The organism is Neobacillus sp. B4I6 (genome assembly GCF_050434045.1).
In the GTDB taxonomy this organism is placed as follows: Bacteria; Bacillota; Bacilli; order Bacillales; family Cytobacillaceae; genus Neobacillus.
On the sequence record NZ_JBNPWB010000002.1, the window covers coordinates 1,763,519 to 1,786,494 of the forward strand.

At 38.5% G+C, this 22,976-nt stretch carries 20 protein-coding genes and 1 pseudogene; 5 read left to right on the top strand and 16 right to left on the bottom strand.

The annotated features are described in order from the left end of the window. Positions 1-37: 37 nt before the first annotated feature. The 3 genes from QF028_RS10815 to QF028_RS10825 form a co-directional block, all read right to left on the bottom strand. A complete protein-coding gene (locus QF028_RS10815) occupies positions 38-823 on the bottom strand; it encodes an alpha/beta fold hydrolase (protein WP_429465286.1) in 786 nt (261 codons plus the stop codon). A 147-nt stretch (positions 824-970) separates the two neighbouring features. Then, positions 971-1,219, bottom strand: a complete 249-nt coding sequence (locus QF028_RS10820; RefSeq protein ID WP_429465288.1) for a hypothetical protein — start codon at positions 1,217-1,219, stop codon at positions 971-973. 134 nt (positions 1,220-1,353) lie between these two features. Further along, positions 1,354-1,635, bottom strand: a complete 282-nt coding sequence (locus QF028_RS10825; protein ID WP_335712061.1) for a DUF1292 domain-containing protein — start codon at positions 1,633-1,635, stop codon at positions 1,354-1,356. A 148-nt stretch (positions 1,636-1,783) separates the two neighbouring features. On the opposite strand from QF028_RS10825, the gene QF028_RS10830 reads away from it, so the two are divergent. Then, on the top strand, positions 1,784-2,083 hold the full coding sequence (locus QF028_RS10830) for a hypothetical protein (protein ID WP_429465290.1): 300 nt from the start codon (positions 1,784-1,786) through the stop codon (positions 2,081-2,083). 117 nt (positions 2,084-2,200) lie between these two features. Here the strand turns inward: QF028_RS10830 and QF028_RS10835 are convergent, their stop codons facing one another. Then, complete coding sequence (locus QF028_RS10835; RefSeq protein ID WP_429465293.1) at positions 2,201-3,112, bottom strand: LCP family protein; 912 nt, start codon at positions 3,110-3,112, stop codon at positions 2,201-2,203. A gap of 199 nt (positions 3,113-3,311) precedes the next feature. Between QF028_RS10835 and QF028_RS10840 the strand changes: the two genes are divergently transcribed. From QF028_RS10840 to QF028_RS10850, 3 genes are read left to right on the top strand one after another with little or no spacing between them, the layout of a single operon-like run. Continuing rightward, positions 3,312-4,808, top strand: a complete 1,497-nt coding sequence (locus QF028_RS10840; protein WP_429465295.1) for a spore germination protein — start codon at positions 3,312-3,314, stop codon at positions 4,806-4,808. Positions 4,809-4,827: 19 nt separating this feature from the next. After that, positions 4,828-5,913: a GerAB/ArcD/ProY family transporter gene (locus QF028_RS10845; protein WP_429465297.1), complete on the top strand. Its 1,086-nt coding sequence runs from the start codon at positions 4,828-4,830 to the stop codon at positions 5,911-5,913. Beyond that, positions 5,906-6,991, top strand: coding sequence for a Ger(x)C family spore germination protein (locus QF028_RS10850; protein WP_429465299.1), 1,086 nt, complete (start codon positions 5,906-5,908; stop codon positions 6,989-6,991). The genes QF028_RS10845 and QF028_RS10850 overlap by 8 nt, the downstream gene beginning before the upstream one ends. Positions 6,992-7,045: 54 nt before the next feature. Here the strand turns inward: QF028_RS10850 and QF028_RS10855 are convergent, their stop codons facing one another. The 10 genes and pseudogenes from QF028_RS10855 to QF028_RS10900 form a co-directional block, all read right to left on the bottom strand. After that, positions 7,046-8,419, bottom strand: a complete 1,374-nt coding sequence (locus QF028_RS10855; RefSeq protein WP_429465301.1) for a nucleoside recognition domain-containing protein — start codon at positions 8,417-8,419, stop codon at positions 7,046-7,048. Next, a complete protein-coding gene (locus tag QF028_RS10860) occupies positions 8,394-9,113 on the bottom strand; it encodes a FeoB small GTPase domain-containing protein (protein ID WP_429465303.1) in 720 nt (239 codons plus the stop codon). Before QF028_RS10860 ends, QF028_RS10855 begins: the two co-directional genes overlap by 26 nt. Next, on the bottom strand, positions 9,106-9,357 hold the full coding sequence (locus QF028_RS10865; protein WP_168244009.1) for a FeoA family protein: 252 nt from the start codon (positions 9,355-9,357) through the stop codon (positions 9,106-9,108). Before QF028_RS10865 ends, QF028_RS10860 begins: the two co-directional genes overlap by 8 nt. 173 nt (positions 9,358-9,530) lie before the next feature. Beyond that, positions 9,531-11,837, bottom strand: a complete 2,307-nt coding sequence (locus QF028_RS10870) for an ATP-dependent DNA helicase (RefSeq protein ID WP_429465305.1) — start codon at positions 11,835-11,837, stop codon at positions 9,531-9,533. Positions 11,838-11,999: 162 nt separating this feature from the next. Beyond that, on the bottom strand, positions 12,000-13,241 hold the full coding sequence (locus tag QF028_RS10875; RefSeq protein WP_429465307.1) for a glutamate-5-semialdehyde dehydrogenase: 1,242 nt from the start codon (positions 13,239-13,241) through the stop codon (positions 12,000-12,002). A 6-nt stretch (positions 13,242-13,247) separates the two neighbouring features. Then, entirely contained in the window at positions 13,248-14,360 is a 1,113-nt protein-coding gene (proB, locus tag QF028_RS10880) for a glutamate 5-kinase (protein WP_088090457.1), read from the bottom strand. A 348-nt stretch (positions 14,361-14,708) separates the two neighbouring features. Next, positions 14,709-14,933: pseudogene (locus QF028_RS10885) on the bottom strand (alpha/beta hydrolase); the annotation flags it as partial. 3 nt (positions 14,934-14,936) lie between these two features. Continuing rightward, positions 14,937-15,785, bottom strand: coding sequence for a DUF3307 domain-containing protein (locus QF028_RS10890; protein ID WP_429465309.1), 849 nt, complete (start codon positions 15,783-15,785; stop codon positions 14,937-14,939). 26 nt (positions 15,786-15,811) lie between these two features. Then, on the bottom strand, positions 15,812-16,609 hold the full coding sequence (locus QF028_RS10895; protein WP_215004396.1) for a hypothetical protein: 798 nt from the start codon (positions 16,607-16,609) through the stop codon (positions 15,812-15,814). Between the two features lie 160 nt (positions 16,610-16,769). Beyond that, positions 16,770-19,013, bottom strand: coding sequence for an AAA domain-containing protein (locus QF028_RS10900; RefSeq protein ID WP_429465311.1), 2,244 nt, complete (start codon positions 19,011-19,013; stop codon positions 16,770-16,772). 108 nt (positions 19,014-19,121) lie between these two features. Between QF028_RS10900 and QF028_RS10905 the strand changes: the two genes are divergently transcribed. Further along, a complete protein-coding gene (locus QF028_RS10905) occupies positions 19,122-20,027 on the top strand; it encodes a hypothetical protein (RefSeq protein WP_429465313.1) in 906 nt (301 codons plus the stop codon). A 60-nt stretch (positions 20,028-20,087) separates the two neighbouring features. Here QF028_RS10905 and QF028_RS10910 read toward each other — a convergent pair whose 3' ends face one another. Together QF028_RS10910 and QF028_RS10915 are read right to left on the bottom strand one after the other, a co-directional pair. After that, positions 20,088-21,443: an aspartate aminotransferase family protein gene (locus tag QF028_RS10910; RefSeq protein WP_429465315.1), complete on the bottom strand. Its 1,356-nt coding sequence runs from the start codon at positions 21,441-21,443 to the stop codon at positions 20,088-20,090. Positions 21,444-21,503: 60 nt separating this feature from the next. After that, complete coding sequence (locus QF028_RS10915; RefSeq protein WP_429465317.1) at positions 21,504-22,970, bottom strand: CoA-acylating methylmalonate-semialdehyde dehydrogenase; 1,467 nt, start codon at positions 22,968-22,970, stop codon at positions 21,504-21,506. Positions 22,971-22,976: the final 6 nt, after the last annotated feature.

The following is a 22,976-nucleotide window of genomic DNA, read 5'->3' on the forward strand; positions in this document are numbered from 1 at the left end:
AAAAACAAGGAACCGGATTGGTTCCTCTAAAATAAACTTATATAGTCGATAAATAACCCTGTATCTCTGAAATAAGTTCCATGGGATTTTCATACATACTCATATGGCCCGAGTCTTTTATTAATGAATGTTTAATATTTGCTTTGCTAACCGAAAAGGTCTTTTCTGAAGGGATAATTTGATCTTGTTCCCCCGCGATTAAAAGGATGGGCAATGTAGAAGCTTCTAAAACATGATTACGGTCAGGCCGGTCCTTCATCGCATTTAATGCATCTATCGCACCCTCTGCTGAAGTAGAATAGCCTATCTCCATTGCTTCACTGACATAATTCTCATCCTGGTTTTCCGGCGAGAAAAGTTTTGGTACCAAGCCGTCTATTAGCGAGTAGATTCCCGACCGGTTTACTTTTTCAATATTAGCTAGCCTGCCTTTTTTCGCCTCTTCCGAATCTGGAAAGGCCGTTGAATGAATAAGCGAATACCCATTTAATCGACCGCTATACTTTTCTGCGAAGGCAAGTGTGATATAGCCGCCTAAGGAGTGACCAAACATTGTTACTTCTGGTAAATTTAATTCATCCAAAAGGTTTTTCATTTGATCCGCAATATTTTCAATCGTGCTGTTACCTGTAAGAGGATCTGACTGTCCATGTCCTGGAAGATCAGGGGCAATCACCCGGTAGTCTGCTGACAACGCAGGTATGACATGTTCCCAATAACCGGAGCTTCCACAAAAACCATGCAGAAGAATAATAGGTTTCCCTTCACCTTTATCTATGTATGCGATCGATGTATCTTGGAGAGTAAGTTTCTTAGTATCCAATTAGGTTTCCACTCCAATCATATTCATTAAAAAATCTCAATTACTAATATATTCGAGACTTCCCTGTAATCTCCTTTAAAAATGTCCAATTTCAAAAAGAGAGGGCATTATCCCCTCTCTACTTATTTCTATAATGGGCGCTAATTTTCAGCTAATTTGCTCTTCATTATTATCCGTGCTTAATAGCATTCTTTTATTTGGAATTTGCGTTAAGTTTGATTTTTTCAATAAATAACTTAAGTGTTCTATTGGCATGGAGCCATGACCTTTGCTATCAGCTAGAGTGAATTGGACGGTGACTCCGTTATAACTTTTGACCGTCAATGATTCAGCGGAATTGAAAAAACCTTTAATACCTTGAGAAATTTGATATTTCATGCCTTCTTCTATTAACATTACATTGCTCCTTTATAGGTATTCATCATAAGTAGTATGCCATGGAAGTTCATATACATACATAATTTTTCCAATTCAAGTCATTGAAAATAAAAAGAGAGATTCATTAATCCCTCCAATTGACCCCAAGTATTTTACTCTTCCATTCCTTCCTCCTCGTCCATCATTTCATCAAACGCAGTTGAAACTTTGTCGAACTCTTCATCACTTTCAATGGCCGAAAAATCCCCATCTTCATCTACCTTTAGAAAAAAAATATCAATATCTTCATCCGATTCCTGTCTAACATCTTCGGCAAATCCAACTGCAACATAGTCATTTCCTTCAATATTCATTACCCCTAGCACTTCAACTTCTTGTTCCTCATCATTCTCATCACTGATAGTAAAAATTTCGCCTACTTCAACTTTACTCATCTATACGTTCCCCTTTCATATAAAAAGTATATTCTTAACACAGTATCCCCTAAAAGGAAAAGGTTTAATTCGAAAACATGTATTACCACTGTTTATTCGATAAAAATCTTATATAATTAGTTCATAATGCATTCTAAGGAGAATTCAAATGAATCAAAAACAGTTAGAAGAAAAGATTATCGAAAATTATCGCGGTGAAGAGAAAATGATGATTCTTGTATTTGCTCAATGGTGCGTGAATCATGATCTTGATCCGGAAGAGTTATATTTGCGAGCCTATCCGAATCAGTCCTCCAATCCTACCTTAAAAGAAGCCATTGAGCTAACCGTTTCGAAAGAAGAAGCGGGAGAAGTAGGTGACCAGACGTTGCTCGGTGTATTAGCGTTGTTTGGCAATGATGATCTGGCTTTTGTTGTTACGGAGGAGTTAAACAAACTGAAAAAATAAGTTTTGTGTGATTTTCGGGTGGTTTTGTGCAGATTAGAAAGGTTTTTGTGCAGAATTTCACGGCTGATACAACAAAAAAAGCAGACATACTCCCGAGCTTTTGTCTGCTTTTTGTCATTAATAATGATACTCTCTGTTAACTGGTGAAGGCTTCAGTAAGAAATCCTTTAAAGCCTCTCTATTTGCCTCCATGTTTATTTCAAGAACAGCTCCAGAATGAGGATAGGTTTTATTTACATAGCTATTTTGGATTGGGATCCGTAACCTATCGATATTCTTGATTGGATAAAAGACCAGTTTAGATAAAACTGATAATATCTCTCCTTTGTCCATATCTGACTCTACATGATTTAAACTCTCCTCCACAAAATCTGGAAGAGCTGCTAACGACTCAATATGACTAAACTTATTTTTTAATTGTTCTTTTACCTTGACAATGACTTCCTGTTGTCGTTTCACTCGGCCAAAATCACTTTCGTCATCATGTCTAAACCGGACATATTTTAACAATTCTCTTCCTTTCAGCGCATTTTCTCCAGGCTTTACGTCCATTTTGAAATCGTCAATCATCTTTTGACTAACATTCACAGTTATACCTTCTGGAGCAATCAGGTCAATGAAGTTCGCAAACCCTTCAAAATCAATGGAAACGGAGTGGTCCACTTTAATTCCGAAATTTTGATAAATAGTCTTTTTTAATAATTCATTTCCACCAATAAAATAGGCCATGTTGAGCTTATCATAACCTTTTCGATGTCCAGGAATTTTGACATAACTGTCTCTCATTAAAGAAATTAACTTGATATTACCTTCTTTAGGAACATATTGGGCTATAATGATTGCATCTGAGAAGGAATGAGGTTCGCCTCTTGAATCACTCCCAATCAACAGAAAATTCATGGTTCCTTTTTTGTCTTTATGGTTTGTACTATCTTCAATTTTTGATGGTGAAGTGGGTTGGACTTGATTTTGGTTACTTAAATTTCCAGCTGAACAGCCTCCTAATAAAATAGAAAATAGAATTATCATGAATATTCTCAAGCTTTTCACCAACTTTCAATAATATTCGCTCAAAGATAATCATTACATATACTTAATTTCTCATTTTTTCCTTTTGTTATTCCTCCTTTTGTTAATCTTTCCTTGCATTACCCTAATGATCATGGATAATTTGCATAAAATTTCCCATGCTACACATAATTAGAAAAAAGTATTTTGAGGGATATCAATGACACCTAAGGAAGAACAACCTGATATGGGAACAAATTCACATAAATCCGACGAGGAAAATTGGCTTAAGCGACTATCAAAATCCAATGACTTCGTTCACGAGCATACATCCTTAAAAGCTGGGAATCCTTTTTGGCTTTCTTATTATAGGACACTGATTTCATCTGACATCCTCCATCAGGATGTTTTACCGTTTTTGCAGGAGCATCTATCATTACAGGAATTAAAAAGCATCATTCCTGTCCAAGAAATTATTTTTACTAAAGAACCAAAGGAAATCATCCAAAACCTGATGCTGGGATTCTTGGCGATACAAAAGCATGAAAAAGATGAAGAATGTCTATTAATAAATATTGCTAACAGTAAATTTCGAGATGTTAGCGTAGCAATGATGGAATCCTCTGCTATTGGACCACAAGTGGGTTTTATTGAAGAATTAGACACCAATCTTAATCTTATTCGAAAACGATTACCTGTCCCTGAACTGCTTGTAATCGAAATGAAGGTCGGCGAACTTTCAAAAACAAAGGTTGCCGTTATCTATATGGATGGGATTGCCGATCCGGAAAATGTGAACACGGTTGTTCAAAGAATAAACAATGTTCAATATGATCATATCCAGGACAGTGCTTATCTCTCTTCTATGATTGAGGACAATACGAATTCTTTGTTTCCCCAATCCATATCAACAGAGAGAGTAGATCGTGTAGCTGCAGGGTTAACGGAAGGGAAAATTATCATTGCAGTGGATGGTTCCCCTAATCTAGTCCTTGTTCCTATTACCTTTTTTGAAGCGTTTAGTGCGATGGAAGATTATAGCTATTCCTGGATTATTGGAAATTTCTTTCGACTCATACGCTATGTTGCTGTATACATTTCTACGCTTGTTAGTCCAATGTATGTAGCAATCATGACTTATCATTATGAATTGATCCCCGCCCCATTACTAGAAACTCTGGTTGGTTCTAGGGCATTAGTTCCCTTTCCTCCGTTTTTAGAGGCTTTTTTTTTAGAAATCATGATTGAAATGGTAAAAGAGGCAGGTATTAGATTACCAATTAAAATCGGACAATCACTTGGTGTAGTGGGTGGTATTGTTATCGGACAGGCAGTGGTTGAAGCAGGGTTAACTAGTAATGTATTGCTTATTTTAGTAGGACTCGGAACCTTAGCTTCCTATACATCGCCAGTCTATAAATTTAGCAACACGGTTCGGTTTATTAAGTTTCCAATAATTATTCTTTCCCAATGGTTTGGATTGTTTGGGGTAATTTTGGGATACAATTTTACAATCATCCATTTATTACGATTAACGTCGCTCGGGCGTCCTTATTTAAGCATGTATCCAATCCGATCAACATCCTTTCAAGATCTTTGGTTCAGACTACCTTTTTCGAAGCAAAAAGAAAACCCTTCCACCCTTAGACCACAAAAGAAAAGAAAAGCAACTGGGAATCGCGAAAACCCAGAGCCAGTGAACGATTTTTATGAATAAATCGTAAAGGGGTATTCCAGTGCAAGTGAATAAAAGGCATCAAGTTTCTCCCTATTTAGTTTTCTTTATTGTTTACAATTCACAGGTTGGGGTTGGCATTTTAGGATTTCAAAGAACCATTGCCGCTAAAGCAGGTTATGATGCATGGATGGGTGTAATCGTGGCAGGGTGTTTCGTTCAAGTGTTCATATGGATTATGTATAAGCTGCTTGGAAAAGCTGATGGAGATATTGTTGATGTTCATTCAAAAGTGTTTGGGAACATTCTCGGTAATGTTTTGAGCTTTATCATTATGATTTATTATTGGCTGGCAAGCGTCTCAGTCTTACTGGGATTTATTGAGATTATTCAAGTTTGGATGTTCCCTACCTTACCTTCATGGATTCTTTGTTCATTAATCCTAGTATTAGTTTATTATTGTGTGTCTGGAGGATTTCGAGTTGTTGTCGGTGTTTCTTTTTTATCATTTCTTTTTCCACAAATAACGTTGATTGTCCTTTATATATTTCCATTAAAGACTGCCCACTTCTCAAATTTGCTGCCAATTATGAATCATTCTTATAAGGAACTATTCGATGCTGTCAAAAGTTCAATGTATACCTTAGCGGGAACAGAAGCGTTCCTGATGTTCTATCCATTTATAAGAGATCCTAAATCGTCAAAAAAGTTCGCGCATCTGGCTGTATTGTTTACTACCTTTTTATATACGGTTTCTGCGATTGTATCATTTACGTTTTATAGTGAAAGTCAGTTAAAAGAAAAAATCTGGCCAGAATTATCTTTAATAAAAATTATCCGTCTATCTTATTTGGAGCGCTTTGAGTACATATATATCTCGATGTATCTCGTTATTGTTTCATCATTGCTTTCCCTCCTATTATGGTGTTCGACAAGAGGGCTAAAGAGAATTTTTAAAAAGAAACAAAAGTACTTTTTAATCGTTATAAGCATACTTAGCGTGGTCCTATCTCAATTAATAAACGAACAATATAAAGAAACTCTAGATAAATACGTTACCCAAATGAATTTATGGATTTTTTATGGTTACATCCCAATCCTCCTGATTATTTTCATCTTGCTAAAGAGGAGTAAACAGAATGGTTAATCGAACTTCACTAGGAATATGGGTTATTATTTTCTTATTGTCAGGTTGTTCCATGATTCCGACCAATATCGTAAATCAAATAAATATGATCCAAGGTGTAGGATATGATTGGGCGGGAAAGAAAACGATAAAAGGAACCATTACTTTTCCAATTTATAAGAAGAATCAATCCTCTACCACGGAAGTCAAAACAACCATAGGTGAAACGAGTAAAGAAATTCGCATCAACATAAATAATGAATCACGCTATCCATTAGTCAGCGGGCAGCTACGGGTTGCACTTTATGGAAAATCACTAGCAAAAAAAGGGATTTATGATATTGTCGATACCCTAAACCGTGATCCATCTATTGGTAGTAGCGTGCAAATGGCAATCGTCGATGGCGATTCTAGTGAATTGCTCAAGATAGAGAAATTCAAAACGGAAAATGTTTCATTGTACTTACAAGAAATGCTGGATCAAACCATGAAATCAGGAAATCTACCTGAATCTAATTTAGAAACATTCTCCTTTCAATATAATCAAAAAGGACAGGATCCCTACTTGCCATTAATCAAACAGGTAGAAGATAATATTAAAATTATTGGCGTCGCAATATTAAAAGATGATCGATATGTCTTTCCTCTTTTGATGGAGGATTTATTCATTTTTAAAGGTTTGGTTGATAAATATAAGCATGGTTTACATCAATTTACATTAAAAAATGGAGAAAAGGTCGTCCTAGATAATCTTCGTTCAAAATCACGATACAAGGTGAAAATAATAAACGGCAGACCGGAATTTACGATTAATCTTAAGCTGAAAACAAGACTTCAGGAATTTACTTCTCCAAAGAAAAAAAGAGTGGCCATTGATAGGAAAAAAATTCAAAAAGAAATTGGCAAGCAATTAGAAGGAAATGCCTTAAAAATTATCACAAAATTTAAAAAGCGTGGAGTGGACCCTTTAGGTCTAGGCGCAAAATATAAAGAGCATTATAGAGGTTTTAACGAAAAACAATGGAATAGATTCTATCCAACTGCAAAAGTGCATGTAAATGTAAGGGTAGATATAAAACAAACTGGGATTGTTGAATAACATGCCATATTAAAAACCCATCTATTGATGGGTTTTTGGTTCTGTTGTTCAATTTTAGATCCAGCCAAAATATCTCACCGTTTGGGTAATAATGAAAGGAACAATAATAGCGATCACTGTCGGAATAAGGAAGGCAAGAAAGGTCCATTTCTTACTCTTCGTTTCTTTATAAATATTAAGCAAGGTCGTGCCGCAAGGATAATGAAGCAGCGAAAATAACATCATATTCAATGCTGTGAGCCACGTCCAACCGTGATCAAGAAAGATTTTCTTCAAATCTACCATGCTATCAACTTCGGTTAAAGATCCTGTTGATAAATAACCCATCAATAGGATTGGAAGGACAATTTCGTTTGCAGGTAACCCCAAAATAAACGCCATCATGATATAACCGTCAAGACCAAGCATTTTTCCAAATGGGTCCAAAAACTCAACAGCATACATCAAAATACTGGTATCACCAATGTAAATATTCGCGAACACCCAGGTAAGAATTGCGGCAGGTGCAGCCACTTTAACAGCACGCATCAATACAGACCAAGATTTTGTTAGAGACGACCGTATAACGGTATCTAATATCTTCGGTTTACGGTAAGGCGGTAGTTCTAACGTGTAGTGAGTTGGTACTCCTTTAAGGGCCGTTTTCGACAGAACCCAAGAAACAAAAAAGGTAACCACTATACCAAATAAAACAATACCGACAACGACTCCTGTGGTAATAAGTGATGCTACCCCACCTGTAAAATTGGCAGCCATGAATAACGAAGCTAAAACAATTAAAGTTCCCCATCGACCATTACATGGAACAAAGTTGTTTGTAAGGATGGCCAGCATCCGCTCTCGCGGCGATTCGATAATTCTGGTAGAAATAACAGCTGCAGCATTACAGCCAAAACCCATCGCCATTGTTAACGATTGCTTACCATGGGCACCTACCCTTTTAAACAGCCGATCCATGTTAAAGGCTACTCTAGGAAGATAACCATAATTCTCCAATAGTGCAAATGTTGGAAAAAAGATCGCCATCGGCGGGAGCATAACGCTAATCACCCATGTTGTTCCTCGGTATAAACCGAGAACAAGGACCCCGTGCAACCAATCTGGTGCATGCAGGAAGGTAAAAAATGATGTAATATACCCCTCTAAAAATCCAAAAAACTCAGCTATCATGGAGGAGGGGATATTTGCTCCTGCGATTGTTAAATAAAATAGTACTCCTAACATGATAATCATGATGGGAAAGCCAAATATAGGTGAAGTAAAAACCGCATCCAGTTTTTCCGTCCTTGTGTCCCTTTTCGATTTTGTATAGGTAATTCCTTCATGACATAATTTATGACTGCGATCGTAAAGGTTTTGAACAATGTCATCTCTCAGCTTTGGTGTCGACAGCTCCTGAGCTTCAGCATAAAGCTTTTGAATACTCATTCTCTAAACCACCTCCTGCAACTACTCGGTTACTAATTTCATTCAGTAATGTTTCATCTCCATCTAGCAATCTCAAAGAAACCCAACGAGCGGATAGTTGATCTCCAACAAATTCACGTACTTTAGGTTCAATTATTTTAATCTTGGCTTCGATCTCAGCAGGATAGGACACTTGAACCGGGTTGCATTCAATCACTCCTGTCACAATGCGGTCAATGGTATCTAAGAGCAAAGGGAATCCCTTTTTGTTCCTAGCAGAAATCTTGATGACGGGAACCCCCAACCGATTGGTCAACAATCGCTCATTAATCTGAATTCCTTGTTCTTCCGCAATATCAATTAAATTGATACAAATGACAACATTTGTTGCCATCTCTAATACCTGCAACGCTAGATTTAAATTACGCTCTAATGAAGTCGCATCTAATACCACAACCGTCACATCTGGTTTTTCAAAAACGATATAATTTCGCGCTACTTCTTCATCCGTTGAATTCGAGAAAAGTGAGTAGGTGCCAGGAAGGTCAATAAGATTAAACGTTTTATCTTTATACTGAACAGTCCCGTGTGCAAGTGAAACGGTTTTTCCTGCCCAATTCCCTGTATGTTGTCTGAGGCCGGTTAAGGCATTGAACAAGGTACTTTTCCCCGTATTCGGATTTCCAGCTAAGGCAATTCGATATTCTTTACCCATTAGATACCAACTCCCCCTCTATTTTTGAGCTTTCCTCTCTTCGTAGTGCGATGGTTGTTTGACTGACACGAAAAGCAATTGGATCTCCCAACGGACTTTTTCGGATAACCTCTACGAGCGCTCCATTCACAAATCCTAAATCTAATAATCTTCTTCTCATGACACCTTCTAGATTTATATCAGTTATTTTTATTAAATTTCCTTTTTGACCATTTACAAGTTTGATAATTTTAGGGTTATCCATCTCTCTTTCCCCACCTTCAAAGTTTTTACCTTGTGCAACTTTTTATTAATTATATGTTTAATTTCCAAAATTGTCACCTTATTTGTAAAAATAAATATTATCTGCGTGTTGGAAACTAGGATTTTATCAAAAATTTAACTAAAAAAGCCCTTATGGATATTTTCCATAAGGGTTTATTTGCCTTTTAATAGAGGTGTTTGTGGAGAACCAACTGTATACTGCTGCCATTCCAGCGGCATGAGCATTTGATACTGCCGCTCCAGGAATCGGTCATCAATCAATACGATGGTTCCGTGGTCCTCCTCCGAGCGAATCAACCTTCCCCCTGCTTGCAGCACTTTATTCATGCCAGGATATACGTAGGCATAGTCATAACCGTTTTTGTCTTTTTGATAAAAATGTTCCTTAATGAGGTTCCGTTCAAAGCACAGCTGTGGCAATCCTACACCTAAAACGACAACCCCATTTAAACGATCTCCGATTAAATCAACGCCCTCCGAAAAAATACCGCCAAGGACAGCGAAGCCCAGTAATGTTTCTGTTTGATTGGGTTTAAATGCCGCCAAGAAAGCTTCCCTTTCAGTTTCGGTCATCCCTGATGCTTGGATGATCGTATTGGTTTCTTGGTCTTGTTGCTTGAACTGGTCATAAACAGAAAGTAAATACTGATAGGATGGGAAAAAGATAAAGTAATTCCCAGGCCGGTTTTTAATCAAGGCTTGGATTGCAGATACAATTGAACTCTTTGTCTGTTCCCTGTCTCGGTAACGAGTAGATAATGGATTGATAAAGACGTCGACTTGATCGCTTGAAAATGGTGAAGGGATGGATATTACATAATCATCGTCCTGCCCACCAAGGATATCTTGATAATAGGATAAAGGAGACAATGTGGCCGAAAAGAATAGTTTTGATCGATAGCCCTTCCCCATTTGTTTAAGAAGCTTTGAAGGATCAATGCAAAAAAGCTTCACGAGTAAATCGTTTTTAATTTTTTCGGCATAAACGATATAATGTTCATCAAGCAACTCGGTAATTTTTAAAAAATTATTTACCACAAAGTATGCTTCCAAAAGAGTTTGGGACGTTTCTGTTTGAAGAACCTGTTCTGCGCTTTCTACAAATTGAATCAGTTGTTCAATTAATTCTTCATCCAAATGATCAATGGTGAATTGATATTTATCTAGATTTTCTTTTTTGAGGGAAATAAACCAAGCATTTAGCTTGGTTGCAGACTCATATATTGCTTTATTGATACCCTTAAAATCCTTTTTCAATAGGAGAAATAATTCTTTGTTTAAGGTTGCTGAAAACATCTCACGCCCCCGGTCCACTAGATTATGTGCCTCATCGACTAGGAGTGCGGTTTGCTTTTTTTGCTCTTCAAACAGACGTTTTAGCGTTACCCGCGGGTCGAAAATATAATTGTAGTCACAGATGATACAGTCCACTGAATAGGCAAGGTCAATCGAAAATTCAAATGGACAGACCGTATGTTTCCTTGCATATATTTCAATTACTTCACGGGTCATGCCGGTTTCATTTGTTAGGATATCATAAATCGCGTCATTGATCCGATCATAATAGCCATTTGCAAATTCACAATAATCCTTTTGGCAAACAGTTTCCTCTTTAAAACAAACCTTGTCCTTGGCCGTAATGGTCAGCGTGTTCATACAAAGACCTGAAGAGCGCATTTTTTTAAATGCCTCCTCGGCAGTTGTACGGGTAATCGTTTTAGCCGTAAGGTAGAAAACTCGATTCAGAAGCCCCTCCCCGATTGCCTTTACTGAAGGAAAGACTGTCGATATCGTCTTGCCGATTCCTGTTGGGGCTTTAGCGAACAGATTTTTTTCATCTAAAATCGTCTTATAAACCACTCCAGCTAATTTCCGCTGTCCCTCGCGATAGGAATCAAATGGGAAGGCTAGCTCTTTACAGCTTCCATTTCGTTTTTCCCGATGCTCATGCAGCAGCTTAGCGTATGGTGCATAGTCTTCTATTACCTGACCAACAAATGCTTCTAGTTCTGAAATCTGACACTTCTTTTTAAAATATGTTTTCACTTCTGTTTCAACGTGGACATAGGTAAGTTGGACAAAGATTTCATGTAAATCATTATCCTTGGCATGCATATAGGCATAGAGCTTTGCTTGTGCCCAGTGAACAGGGTATCCGCCTTGTTGTATCTGCTCTGACATCTGTGAGAATGATTTGATTTCGTCGATGATCACTCCATCCTCACGAAACAATAACCCATCACACCTGCCATCAATAATGAAGGAAAGCGCTTTAAATTGGACTTCCGCACGGAGATACACTTCTTTTTGATCATCTTCTTGATACGTTTTTTGAATCTTTTGATGAATCCTTGTCCCATCCAGAAGCGTCGATTGAGAGCGGAAACGTGAATCAATACTGCCGCTCTTGAAAACATGTTCAACGAGCGTTCTTACCGATATATGAATAGCCTCTGACATTGGCCCACCAACTTACTAGAAAATCAATCATGAGAATATATGTTTGCTACTTAAAGTATACCATATTTTCATAACCATCTGACAGCATCGAACGAAAGACAATTCAAATAAAAAACAAGTAAGGACTAACCAGCCTCCTTACTTGTTTTTTTCTTGAAATGATTATGACCGAATTTGTCCAGTACCACGGACAATCGCTTTTGTCGTTGTGAGTGCACGTAGCCCCATTGGTCCACGAGCATGAAGCTTTTGTGTGCTGATTCCAATTTCTGCCCCATATCCAAACTGCTCACCATCGGTGAACCGAGTCGATGCATTATGGTATAACACCGCTGCATCAACTGCCTGAAAAAACAAACCAACATTTTCAGAATTTTCACTGATAATTGCCTCAGAATGTTTTGTTCCATATTGATCAATATGGTCAATTGCTTCCTTCACATCACTTACCAGTTTTACTGCCAAAATTGGTGCTAAAAATTCTGAGCACCAATCCTCTTCTGTTGCTTGTTTTACAAATGAATAGGCAGAAGCTAATTCTTCATCTCCACGCAACTCCACCCCATGGTCATGAAGCGAACCTAATAATTCAGATGCAAAAGGCCACTTTTTGTGAATAATTACAGTTTCGGCTGCATTACAAACAGATGGACGGTGCAATTTTGCATTAATTGCGATATCTATTGCCATCGTTTCATTTGCTGTTTCATCAATGAAAACATGACAGTTGCCTACACCCGTCTCCAAAACTGGAACCGTAGCGTTTTGGATCACTGATTGAATTAACCCCGCTCCGCCGCGTGGTATGAGAACATCTAGATATTGATTCAATTTAAACATTTCTGAAGCTGTTTCACGGCTCGTGTCCTCCAATAGTTGAACGGCATCGACAGGTATAGCCGTTTCTGCAAGTGCCTTGCGCATTACATGGACAAGTGCCTTATTGGAATGAATGGCGGAAGAGCTCCCTCTTAAAAGAACTGCATTTCCAGCTTTTAAGCAAAGACTTCCCGCATCAACGGTAACATTGGGTCGTGCTTCATAGACCATTCCAACCACCCCGAGCGGGACACGGATCATCTCTATTTGTAAACCATTCGGACGGTCCCATGCTTCGATTATTTCACCAATTGGATCCTTCAAATCAATTAACTGGCGAACTCCATCCACGATCTGCTCGATTCTTTCTTCTGTTAACATAAGTCGATCCAACAGTGAAGCGGAAAATCCATTTTCTTTTCCCGCTTCAATATCCTTGGAATTTTCAGTAATTAACCATTCTTTTTCAGTTAATAAATGGTCAGCCATCATCAATAACGCATTGTTTTTTTCTTCCGCTGACAGCATTCCCAATTGTTTAGCAGCTTTCTTTAATTTACTGGCTTTTTCTATCAACTCACTCATTCCGTTTCACTCCTTTGGCATTGTGACCCAATTGTCACGATGAATGACTTCTGCTTTTTTATTAATGGAATAATCCTTCGATTGCTCACTTGGCAATCCTTTTACTTTTAGTAAATTCTTAGAAGAATAATAAATTTGTCCTTTCCCGACAATTTTTCCTTTTTGATTCTGGACAACGACTACATCTAAGGCGTTAAACTCACCAATGACATTTGTGACACCCACTGGAAGTAAACTTTTGCCCTGGAACACAACGGCCTTTTCCGCTCCATCATCAATTTCGATCACACCACCGACCTGAGAGTGGTAAGCAATCCATTGCTTTCTCATTTGCATTTGCGTCTGGAATGGTCCGCCGATATACGTTCCATCTCCCTTACCAGTTAAAATATCAACCAGTTTTTCCTTTCCAGCACCAGTGCCGACGAAAACACTGACACCAAGGGAAAGAGCTTTTTTTGAAGCTAGTAATTTTGATTTCATTCCACCTGTTCCAACAGAAGAACCGCTTTCTCCGGCAACACCGAGGAGTTTTTCAGATATTTCAGGGATAAAATGATATTTTTTTGCCTCTTTCGATGATTTTGGATTGCCATCATATAAACCATTCACATCTGTTAAAATAATTAATGCATTCGCATGTAAAAACCCACTAACGAGCGCTGACAACATATCATTGTCACCGAAAGTCAATTCCTCAATCGCAACCGAATCATTTTCATTAATGATCGGTAATACACCTTTTTGAAGTAACTCATGAATGGTATTAAAGAGGTTATGAAACCGAACCTGGCTGTAAAAATCTTCACGAGTTAATAGGATTTGGGCTGGCACTATCGCAAACTCTTTAAATAACTGAATATAATTCTGCATCAACAACCCCTGCCCCACAGCTGCGGCCGCTTGTTTCCCAGCGACTGTCTTTGGACGAGATGGATATCCAAGTGAGCCAAATCCTGCTGCAACTGCTCCGGATGAAATAAGGAGAACATCATGCCCTTGCTCTTTCAAAAAGGCAAGTGCCTCTACATGGTCTCGTATTTTCTCTTCAGAAATTGTTCCTGAGGCATTTGTGAGCGAGCTGCTCCCAATCTTTACAACCACCAGCTGTTTTTTCATAGCATTCCGAACCTTTCTTTTTGTAAAATAAAAAAACGACTCTTCTGTCCTAAAAAAAAGGACGGAAAGTCGTTTCCGCGGTACCACCTTTATTGATGCCATGCACCCACTTTGAACCCGTAACGAGGGTGACGGCTTATGTTTGCATAAGCAGCGTGTGAGGGCAGGTTCAGACTTTTTTCCGTGAGAAACCTTTCAGCCAACGGGTTTCACTCTCTATCACGTTCCAAAGATTTACTAATCCCAAACTGTTTTCGATTTATATTTCTTTGATTATCCTTAGAAATTGGATAAATGTCAATAGAATATTTTAAATTATTGAAAAAAGAGCTAAATAGATTAGCTCTGTTAATTGAGTTTTTTATACCATTCCGCTGCTGCCTCAACTTCATCAAAGGTTAATTGATGTCCATTATGCTCCCAATGAAGATGGACCTTCGCCTGAGCCTGCTCTAACATCTTTTCGAGTTCACCTGATTCCAATGGTGAACAAATAGGATCATTTGTTCCCGCACCAATAAATACGGATGTTCCTGATAAATCAGGCAAAGAAATCCCTCGTAAAGGAACCATTGCTTACGTAATCAATACTTTTAACAAAATGCCAAGTGTGATTCCTAGAAACATCGAGGAAAGTGTTCCCAGCAGAAAATATTCTGCCCAGTCCCTGTCATCCATTTGTTTAAACCGGGCAATCGATTTGGCTGTGACAATAAATCCTATAGCTGGATAGGCACTATAAAACGTTAGCAATAAAACTAGTAATCTCTCAATATAGCCGATTAATTTGCCACGCGAAAGTTCATGCTTACTAAAAATAGTATAATTGTATACCTCAGTTAATCCGTTTTTACCCTTATGTACAAACTCTGCTTCATTTCGTTCATTTTTAAATGTATATTTCCCCTCAAAGGTTAAAAGCTGGTTGGGTAAGGTTCCTAGGAGAATTTTGATCATATGCCCGCTTACACTTGTTGCTAAGATGACAATGATGACTATAAATAGCACAGAATCAATAAAATTCAGGTCCGATTGCTTCTGAAAAAAACGTTCAATTTTAAAATCAAAACACAACTCACAAACTAAAATAATTACTCCTAGATGCAGTAACTGATCTAGAACGAAGAAACCTAACTGCTTCATGTTTTCTTCGTTAATCATTTTTATATTTTCAAGCAGTTTAATCTTTAATAAATCCACCAAAAGATGCGTCAGCACGATAACAATCAAGGGGATTAATAGGTTTGTAAGTACATTCTCAACATTGAACTGGAAAATCCAGAAACTGATAAGGACAAGTGCAGTCATGAAAAAATGGTGAACGACATGCTTTCGTAAATTCTTTCGTTTTTCAATGACCATGTCATCTGTTTGTAAATAAAAATCAGCAATTAAGTGTGCAATAACTAGACAGAAAAATAACATGGTTTCTCCCCTCTCTATGCTGGAATCTAAGAATCAATGAGTGTATTTATTCTTCCCTTCAAATCATTCCGGATGCTTTTGGTTAATTTTTCATTTATCTGTTGTGGATTGTTTGTACATTCAGGGTAGGCCTTTTCCTGTAATGAATGCAGTATACTAATAATTTTTGAAAAAGTATCTAGGATTTCTTCACTATTTCCCTTTTTAAAATGGCTCGATATTGTAGGAGCCGTTCTCCCTAGAAGCTTACCAATCGCCTTTTGCTGATTTAAAATAAGGTAGAGCGAACATACGAGCTCCTGAATTTCCGTTTGACTCCTAATAAATTTGAGCTGCAAATTTAATAACGTATTCATCAGTTTCTCAAATTCATTTCTGAACTGGTGATAAGGTAACGAGTAATTCATATCACTTGGGTAAAACTGGTCCAGTTCAAACTTAAATAGCGTTCTGTGCTTTTCTTGTTTTATTAAATCGTTTGCATATCTTGCCTGTTTGACTAATGGATGGATCCATTTTTCAAGATCCACTTCCTTTAACTCTTTTTCAATATCACCAAAAGCCAAGCCAAAATAAGGCATATGATCCTTGTATCTCCATACCCTGCTTACAAAAAATGCAATCGTATAAGCGGTTGAATAACCAGGTCCAACAAAAATAATTTCATCTCCAGCACGATGCTTTATTTTGGTAGGACCAATATTCTTTGTCCAACAAGTGATCCTGTCGACTAACTCATCCAAATATACAGTGAGTTCCTCCCCCATTTTTTCTGATGAGGAATTGCTTACATCCAGAATAAAAATAGATATAGGATAATTCATTTTTTATCCCCTTTAACCAAATTAATTAGATTATATAATCTAATTTTAATTAAATTAGGTTATTATGTCAAACTATAGACAAATTAGTTCATTTAGTGAAATTATCATTCTGGTTATTTAAAAGTGGAGGGACTCCCCTCCACTCAAACTTATAATACAACTACTCCCGAGCCTGAAGCTGTCCCATAAAATACTCACATACCTTCTCTGAATTGAGTCTGGCTGCAATATAAGGCGGTTGTACTACTTTTGCCGCCTCCACCGGTAAACCTAACCACAAAAGCTGCTCATCAATCATGATAAATGGAAACGACAGGCTTTCGTTCAGCAATTGATTTGGTTGCAACTCCGTCCAAGGCTCTCCTGAAAAGACAGTTAATTTTACAGAATGGCTCCTATTTTTCAGCTTATCATTCCATTGTGCGGAAAGAAGTGTTTGTTCTGGTAAAGAAATAATGATCGATGATCTAGCAGAATCAATGTCTCTGAATACTTTCTCTAACTTAAGTGCATGGATCCATTGCAATCTGGGGTGTTGATCCTTTATCCATTTTCCAATATCTTTTGTCCCGATAGTTTGCTGATTTCTTTCTTGATGTTCTACAAGCTGACGCATTGTTTTACGATTATAGACATGTTTCCGGATAAAGGATTGATTGCTGACATGAATGAACTTTCCCTTCGTTCTTGTGATCGCAACATTGATCAATCGTTCACTATCCTTGCCAGTTAGAAGCATCCCAGCCCGTGTTTGTGGCTCACTGTCAACGGTGTCAAAAACCATGACATCACGCTCACTGCCTTGGAATCTGTGTACGGTCGCAGCAACAATATCGGCTGCTAAGAGTTCTTGTTCATATAAATCTGTTAGAATCAGCTCCATTAAATTGGCTTGAGCACGGTATGGTGTGACATATCCAATCGATCTTGAACCAGCCTTGTAGGATTCATGGATTAATTGAAAAGACAATAATACCTGCCACAAATTCAACCGTGAATTTGACCCCTTTTCTGTCATGCAATGTGCCCCAAGATGACTTGTATCAAGAAGTACCGCTGCCATTCCTGGAAAAGGCGCAAGGTCGACGATTCTTTTTCTACTTTTTAGAACACTTTCATGATCCCCCACAAGCGAATGATAAATGGTCTGATTCGTAAACGCAGAAATATCCGGGTGCATTCTCCGTTGCTCTTTTAATAAAAATAAGTGCGGATGAAGCATCCCATCCTTTACCCAATCGACAACGCCTGCCCGATGGAAGATGTCCTCTTTTAGCCACATCGTGACTAACGGATCTCGAGAGGAGGCAATTGGTGGTAATTGTTTAAAATCGCCACAAATAATGACACGCTTTCCGAGTGAAGCAGCGAATGCCGCCTGAGGAACATAAGCCATGCTTGCCTCATCAAGGATTACAATCTCAAATTCTTTTTCATAGATGGCTGCATCACCCGCTGCCTTTGCCAATGTTGTCCCGACAATAAACGCATCCTTGATAAATTCAAGTTCCTTATGGCGAATCTTTTCGAGGACCCTGGCAATCTTGGTCTCAAGCTCTAGCAATTGATTTGTGTCCCTTTTGCTAAAAGAACGGGCGATATCCTGTTTTAATTTCCGTCTTTCCTCTATTAAAGTTTCTTTATCTTCCGCAAGCTGAGGATCCTCTTTCAAAAGGAGTTGACTTGTTGTAACCGCTTCATGATTGGCGAGTTGCTCTCCTGTATTGAAACCATAGCGGAGCACATCCCCTTCTTGGAAACGTCCCTTCTTATTAATAAAGTTCGAAATCTCACTAATTAGAACATCAACTGCTTGGTTACTGTGTGATAAAATCAACACTTTTTTTTCCTGAAAATACTTATTAGCAGCTACACGAGCCAAGGTGTAGGTTTTACCTGTTCCAGGTGGGCCCCAAACGAAGGTAACGGGGTTGTATTTGGAACGTAGAACTAACTCATGAACATTGCTTTTACTTTTTTCCATCGGATGCTTAGCAGGCATCGAAGGGTCCATCAACCGTTTCACTCTGATTCGTTTTTGCTTATTTTTTTTCATCTCATCGAGACGTTCAATGAGCTGTTCAAGGAGCTCCCAAGGATCGTGAAAAAGCTGCGCTTCATGGATTAAATCTCCGAAAGATTGCTCCAAGGAAAGCATCACGCCTTTACCTTCTGAAGAAAGGACTCGTCCACTCAGTTTCATGCTTCCCCATTCAAGTCGAACCTGAGACCCAATCGGTATACGGATAGAAATAGCGGTATCAAAGTAGTATGTATAGGAACCTTCCGTTGAAAGCAACCTGCCATTTGAAACTTGAAATTTATTACTGCCAAATTTTTTTAAATGGAATATTTCATTTTGAATTGCCTGCTGCCACTCTTTAATAAAATTTATCACTTTCATAAAAATAATCCCTTCTATATGCATATTCCCTACATATCTTTAATAAAAAAGAGCATTGTGCTGATAACCGAATATTATACATCAAATATATATGGAGGGATATTTCTAATGAATAATTTTGATTTCCTAGAAATAAGCCGGAATTTTAAGAGTTATTATCAAACCCTACGGGATGTCCATTATTATCTAACTAATGATTCTGATTTAAGCGAAGAGGAATTGCAAGCCGTTTCTAAGGTATTGAGTAAATTAATTTATGGATTTATTCGTATTAAAGGGACATCTTTTAGAGAAATGGACAGCGAACAGTTCGAACAAGAATTTAATCTATTTCATCAGGATTTTCTAAAAGTCATCCAAACTAGCGGTGAAAATAATGTGGACTTTGATCAATTCACTGCTCTAATTGATGAAATAATTGGAATTGCTGTTATGAGGACAAATGCACTTGGAAAAATTATAAAAGTAAAACAACAATCTTTAGTCGAAGATGACGAAATGGATGAAGTAACTGAGGATGAAGCGGAATTAAGTAATGATAATGAGGACAATGTTGCTGATGAAGAAGTGGTGGTTGAGGTGATCGAAGTAATTGATGAAATTAAAGAGGAAATACCTGAAGTTAGAACTCTTAGTTCTGAATTAAAAACTTTTAATACTGAATTAAAAACTTTTAATACTGAATTAAAAAGTTTTAGTACTGATGATGAAACTCTAAGTCCTGAGGTTGAAACACTAAGTACTGAGGTTAAAACTTTTAGTACTGCTCTAGAAAATTTGAGTACTAACGTTGAAGGTGTCCAAGATAAAACTGGAAATGCTAAGAACAAAAAGCCGCAACAGGATATTGAAGTGGTAGTAGCTGATGTAGTTAAGGAGGTTAAAGTGGCGCCTGTGATGCCTAAAAAAGTGAAAAATAATTTTGTGGATGCTGCCCCAGTTCTTAATACCTTTACCGATTATGAAAGTAGTGACGATTTCCGGTTTCGACCTAGAAGGAGAAAAAATAGATAACCTCTGAAAAAAAGAACCCATGAAATTTACATTTGTAAATACATGGGTTCTTTTTTATTTTTATCTAATTTTCTGAAGTGACTCCGTAAGTGTTTTGATCAGGAAGGTTAAATCTACCTGCTTAATTGTTAATGGCGGTGCCAATGTTAATACATTGTTATATCCCGCTACTGTTGCGCCATTTTTTCCGATGATAATTCCTTCCTGCTTACAACTGGCGATAACCTGATTGACAAGGTCATTCTCCAATGGTTCCTTGGTCCGCTTATCCTTTACTAATTCAATTCCGATCAATAACCCTTTTCCACGGACATCGCCAACATGGGGATGATCTTGTAAAAGATTCTTCAAATCATTTAAGAGTTGCTCCCCTAAATCACGGGAACGATCAAATAATTTTTCATTTTCCATAATTTCAAGGTTTTTTAAGGCGAGTGCACAAGCAGCTGGATTTCCTCCAAACGTATTGACATGGCGGAAGTAATCATACTCCTCAGTGCCTTTAAATGCTTCGTAAATGTCTCTACGGACAGCTGTAGCGGAAAGGGGCAGGTACGCACTGGTAATCCCTTTTGCCATCGTTATGATGTCTGGCTTCACGCCATAGTTCATATACCCGAATGGCTTTCCTGTACGGCCGAAGCCACAAATAACCTCATCGACAATGAGCAGTGCCCCGTGTTTTTCACATACCTCTTTTGCAGCTTTCATATAGCCATCGGGCGGAATGAGGACACCACCTCCGGTAATAATCGGTTCCATAATCATTGCTGCGATTGTTTCACTCAACTCCCATGTCATGGTCCGGTCTACTTCTTTGACGGAAGACAATTCCTTCGGATCTCCTACATTCGTATCATCCCTGTAGGAATCCGGTGGTGAAACATGAATAAAACCTGGTGCAAGCGGTTCGTACTTGTATTTTCTTTGCGCTTGCCCGGTGGCAGCCAAGGCCCCCATAGAATTCCCGTGATACGCTCGATAGCGGGAGACAATTTTGTAACGATTATGTTCACCCTTTTGCTGATGGTACTGTCTTACTATTTTAAAGGCGGTTTCGTTTGCCTCAGAGCCGCTGTTTGAGAAAAAGATGACATATTCATCACCTAACATCTGATTCAGCTTTTCTGCTAGTTTAATTGCTGGAACATGGCTTTGTGAAAGTGGAAAATAGGCCATTTCCTTCAGTTGTTCATAGGCCGCTTCGGCAAGCTCGGTCCTGCCATAACCGACGTTCACACACCAAAGGCCTGCCATCGCATCTAAGTAACGTTTCCCGTCTGAATCAGTCACCCATGACCCTTCCGCCTTGGCTGCAACGATTGTGGCTTTAGGGTTATAAGGCTTCATTGAGTGCCATACATATTTATCATCCTGTTCCAATAAAGTTTCCTGAGGACGACTTGTTTGAACCATCGCGCTTCCCTCCATTTCAAAATATTGGTGCCTGACACCAAAAGTAATCTTGCCACTAACTTAACCGTCAAAACGAGAGGTAATCATTTTTTTGCGCGTATAGAAATTTAAACCGTCTTTCCCGTTTACATGCATGTCACCATAGAAGGAATCCTTCCAGCCCGAAAATGGGAAGAATGCCATTGTTGCCGGTACGCCAACATTAATGCCAAGCATACCTGCTTCTGCTTCTTCACGGAATTGACGGATCGCTTTCGCATTGTTCGTATAGATGGTTGCGCCGTTGCCATACCTGGACTTTCGAATATATTCCAACCCTTCGTCTAAATCATTGGCACGTAGGAGACTTAATACCGGGGCAAAGAGTTCCTCCTTGGCAATTGTCATTTCAGGTGTGACGTGATCAAAAATAGTAGGTCCCAAGAAATTTCCTTCTGGGAGCTCATCCATTTCTCTGCGTCCATCCCTAATTAAATCAGCGCCTTCCGCAAGCCCTTTTTCAATATAGCCAAGTACTTTTTCACGGTGTTCCCTCCGGATAATCGGTGTTAATAACACTTCATCATCCATTCCGTTACCAATGATTAGTTCATCTGCCTTTTTCTTTAATGTGGCTACAAACGGCTCATTATCACCGACAACAACAACTGCACTGCAGGCCATACAACGTTGTCCCGCACTTCCAAACGTAGAAGTTATCACATGTTGGACAGCCTTATCCATATCTGCATCAGGCATGACAATATGATGATTTTTAGCTCCAGATAGGGCTTGAACTCTCTTTCCTTCTGCAGCAGCTCGCTGATAAACATACTTTGCAACAGGTTGTGAGCCAACAAATGAAATGGCCGCGATGTCCTTATGCTCGAGTAAGCCATTGACAACATCATGAGCACCGTGGACCACATTTAACACGCCTTTTGGTGCACCAGCTTCCATGAACAACTCTGCTAATCTATTAGCTAATATTGGTGTACGTTCTGATGGCTTTAGCACAAACGTATTACCACAAGCGATCGCTAGCGGGAACATCCATAGCGGGACCATCATAGGGAAGTTAAAGGGTGTAATCCCGCCGACAATCCCTACAGGGTATCGGAACATTTCGGAATCAATATCTTCAGCAATACCTGATAACGTTTCTCCCATCATTAACGTTGGAGCACCTGATGCAAATTCAACACACTCAATCCCGCGCTGGACCTCACCGTAAGCTTCTTTGTATGCCTTTCCATTTTCTAGCACAATTAATCTTGCTAATTCTTTATGGTTTTCAGTTAACAGATGGTGGTATTTAAAAAGAATTCTGGCTCTTTTTGGAACCGGGACATTTTTCCACTCCTTAAAAGCAGCCTTAGCCGCTGCTACTGCTAGATTTACATCCTCTTTCGTTGACACAGGTACCTTTGTTAACAGCTCATTCGTAGCAGGATTGGGTACATCTAGTGTTTGGACGCTGTTCGAGTTCACCCATTCACCGTTAATGAAATTCTTTAAAATGGCCGTATCTTTTTTTGTTACACTCATATATAT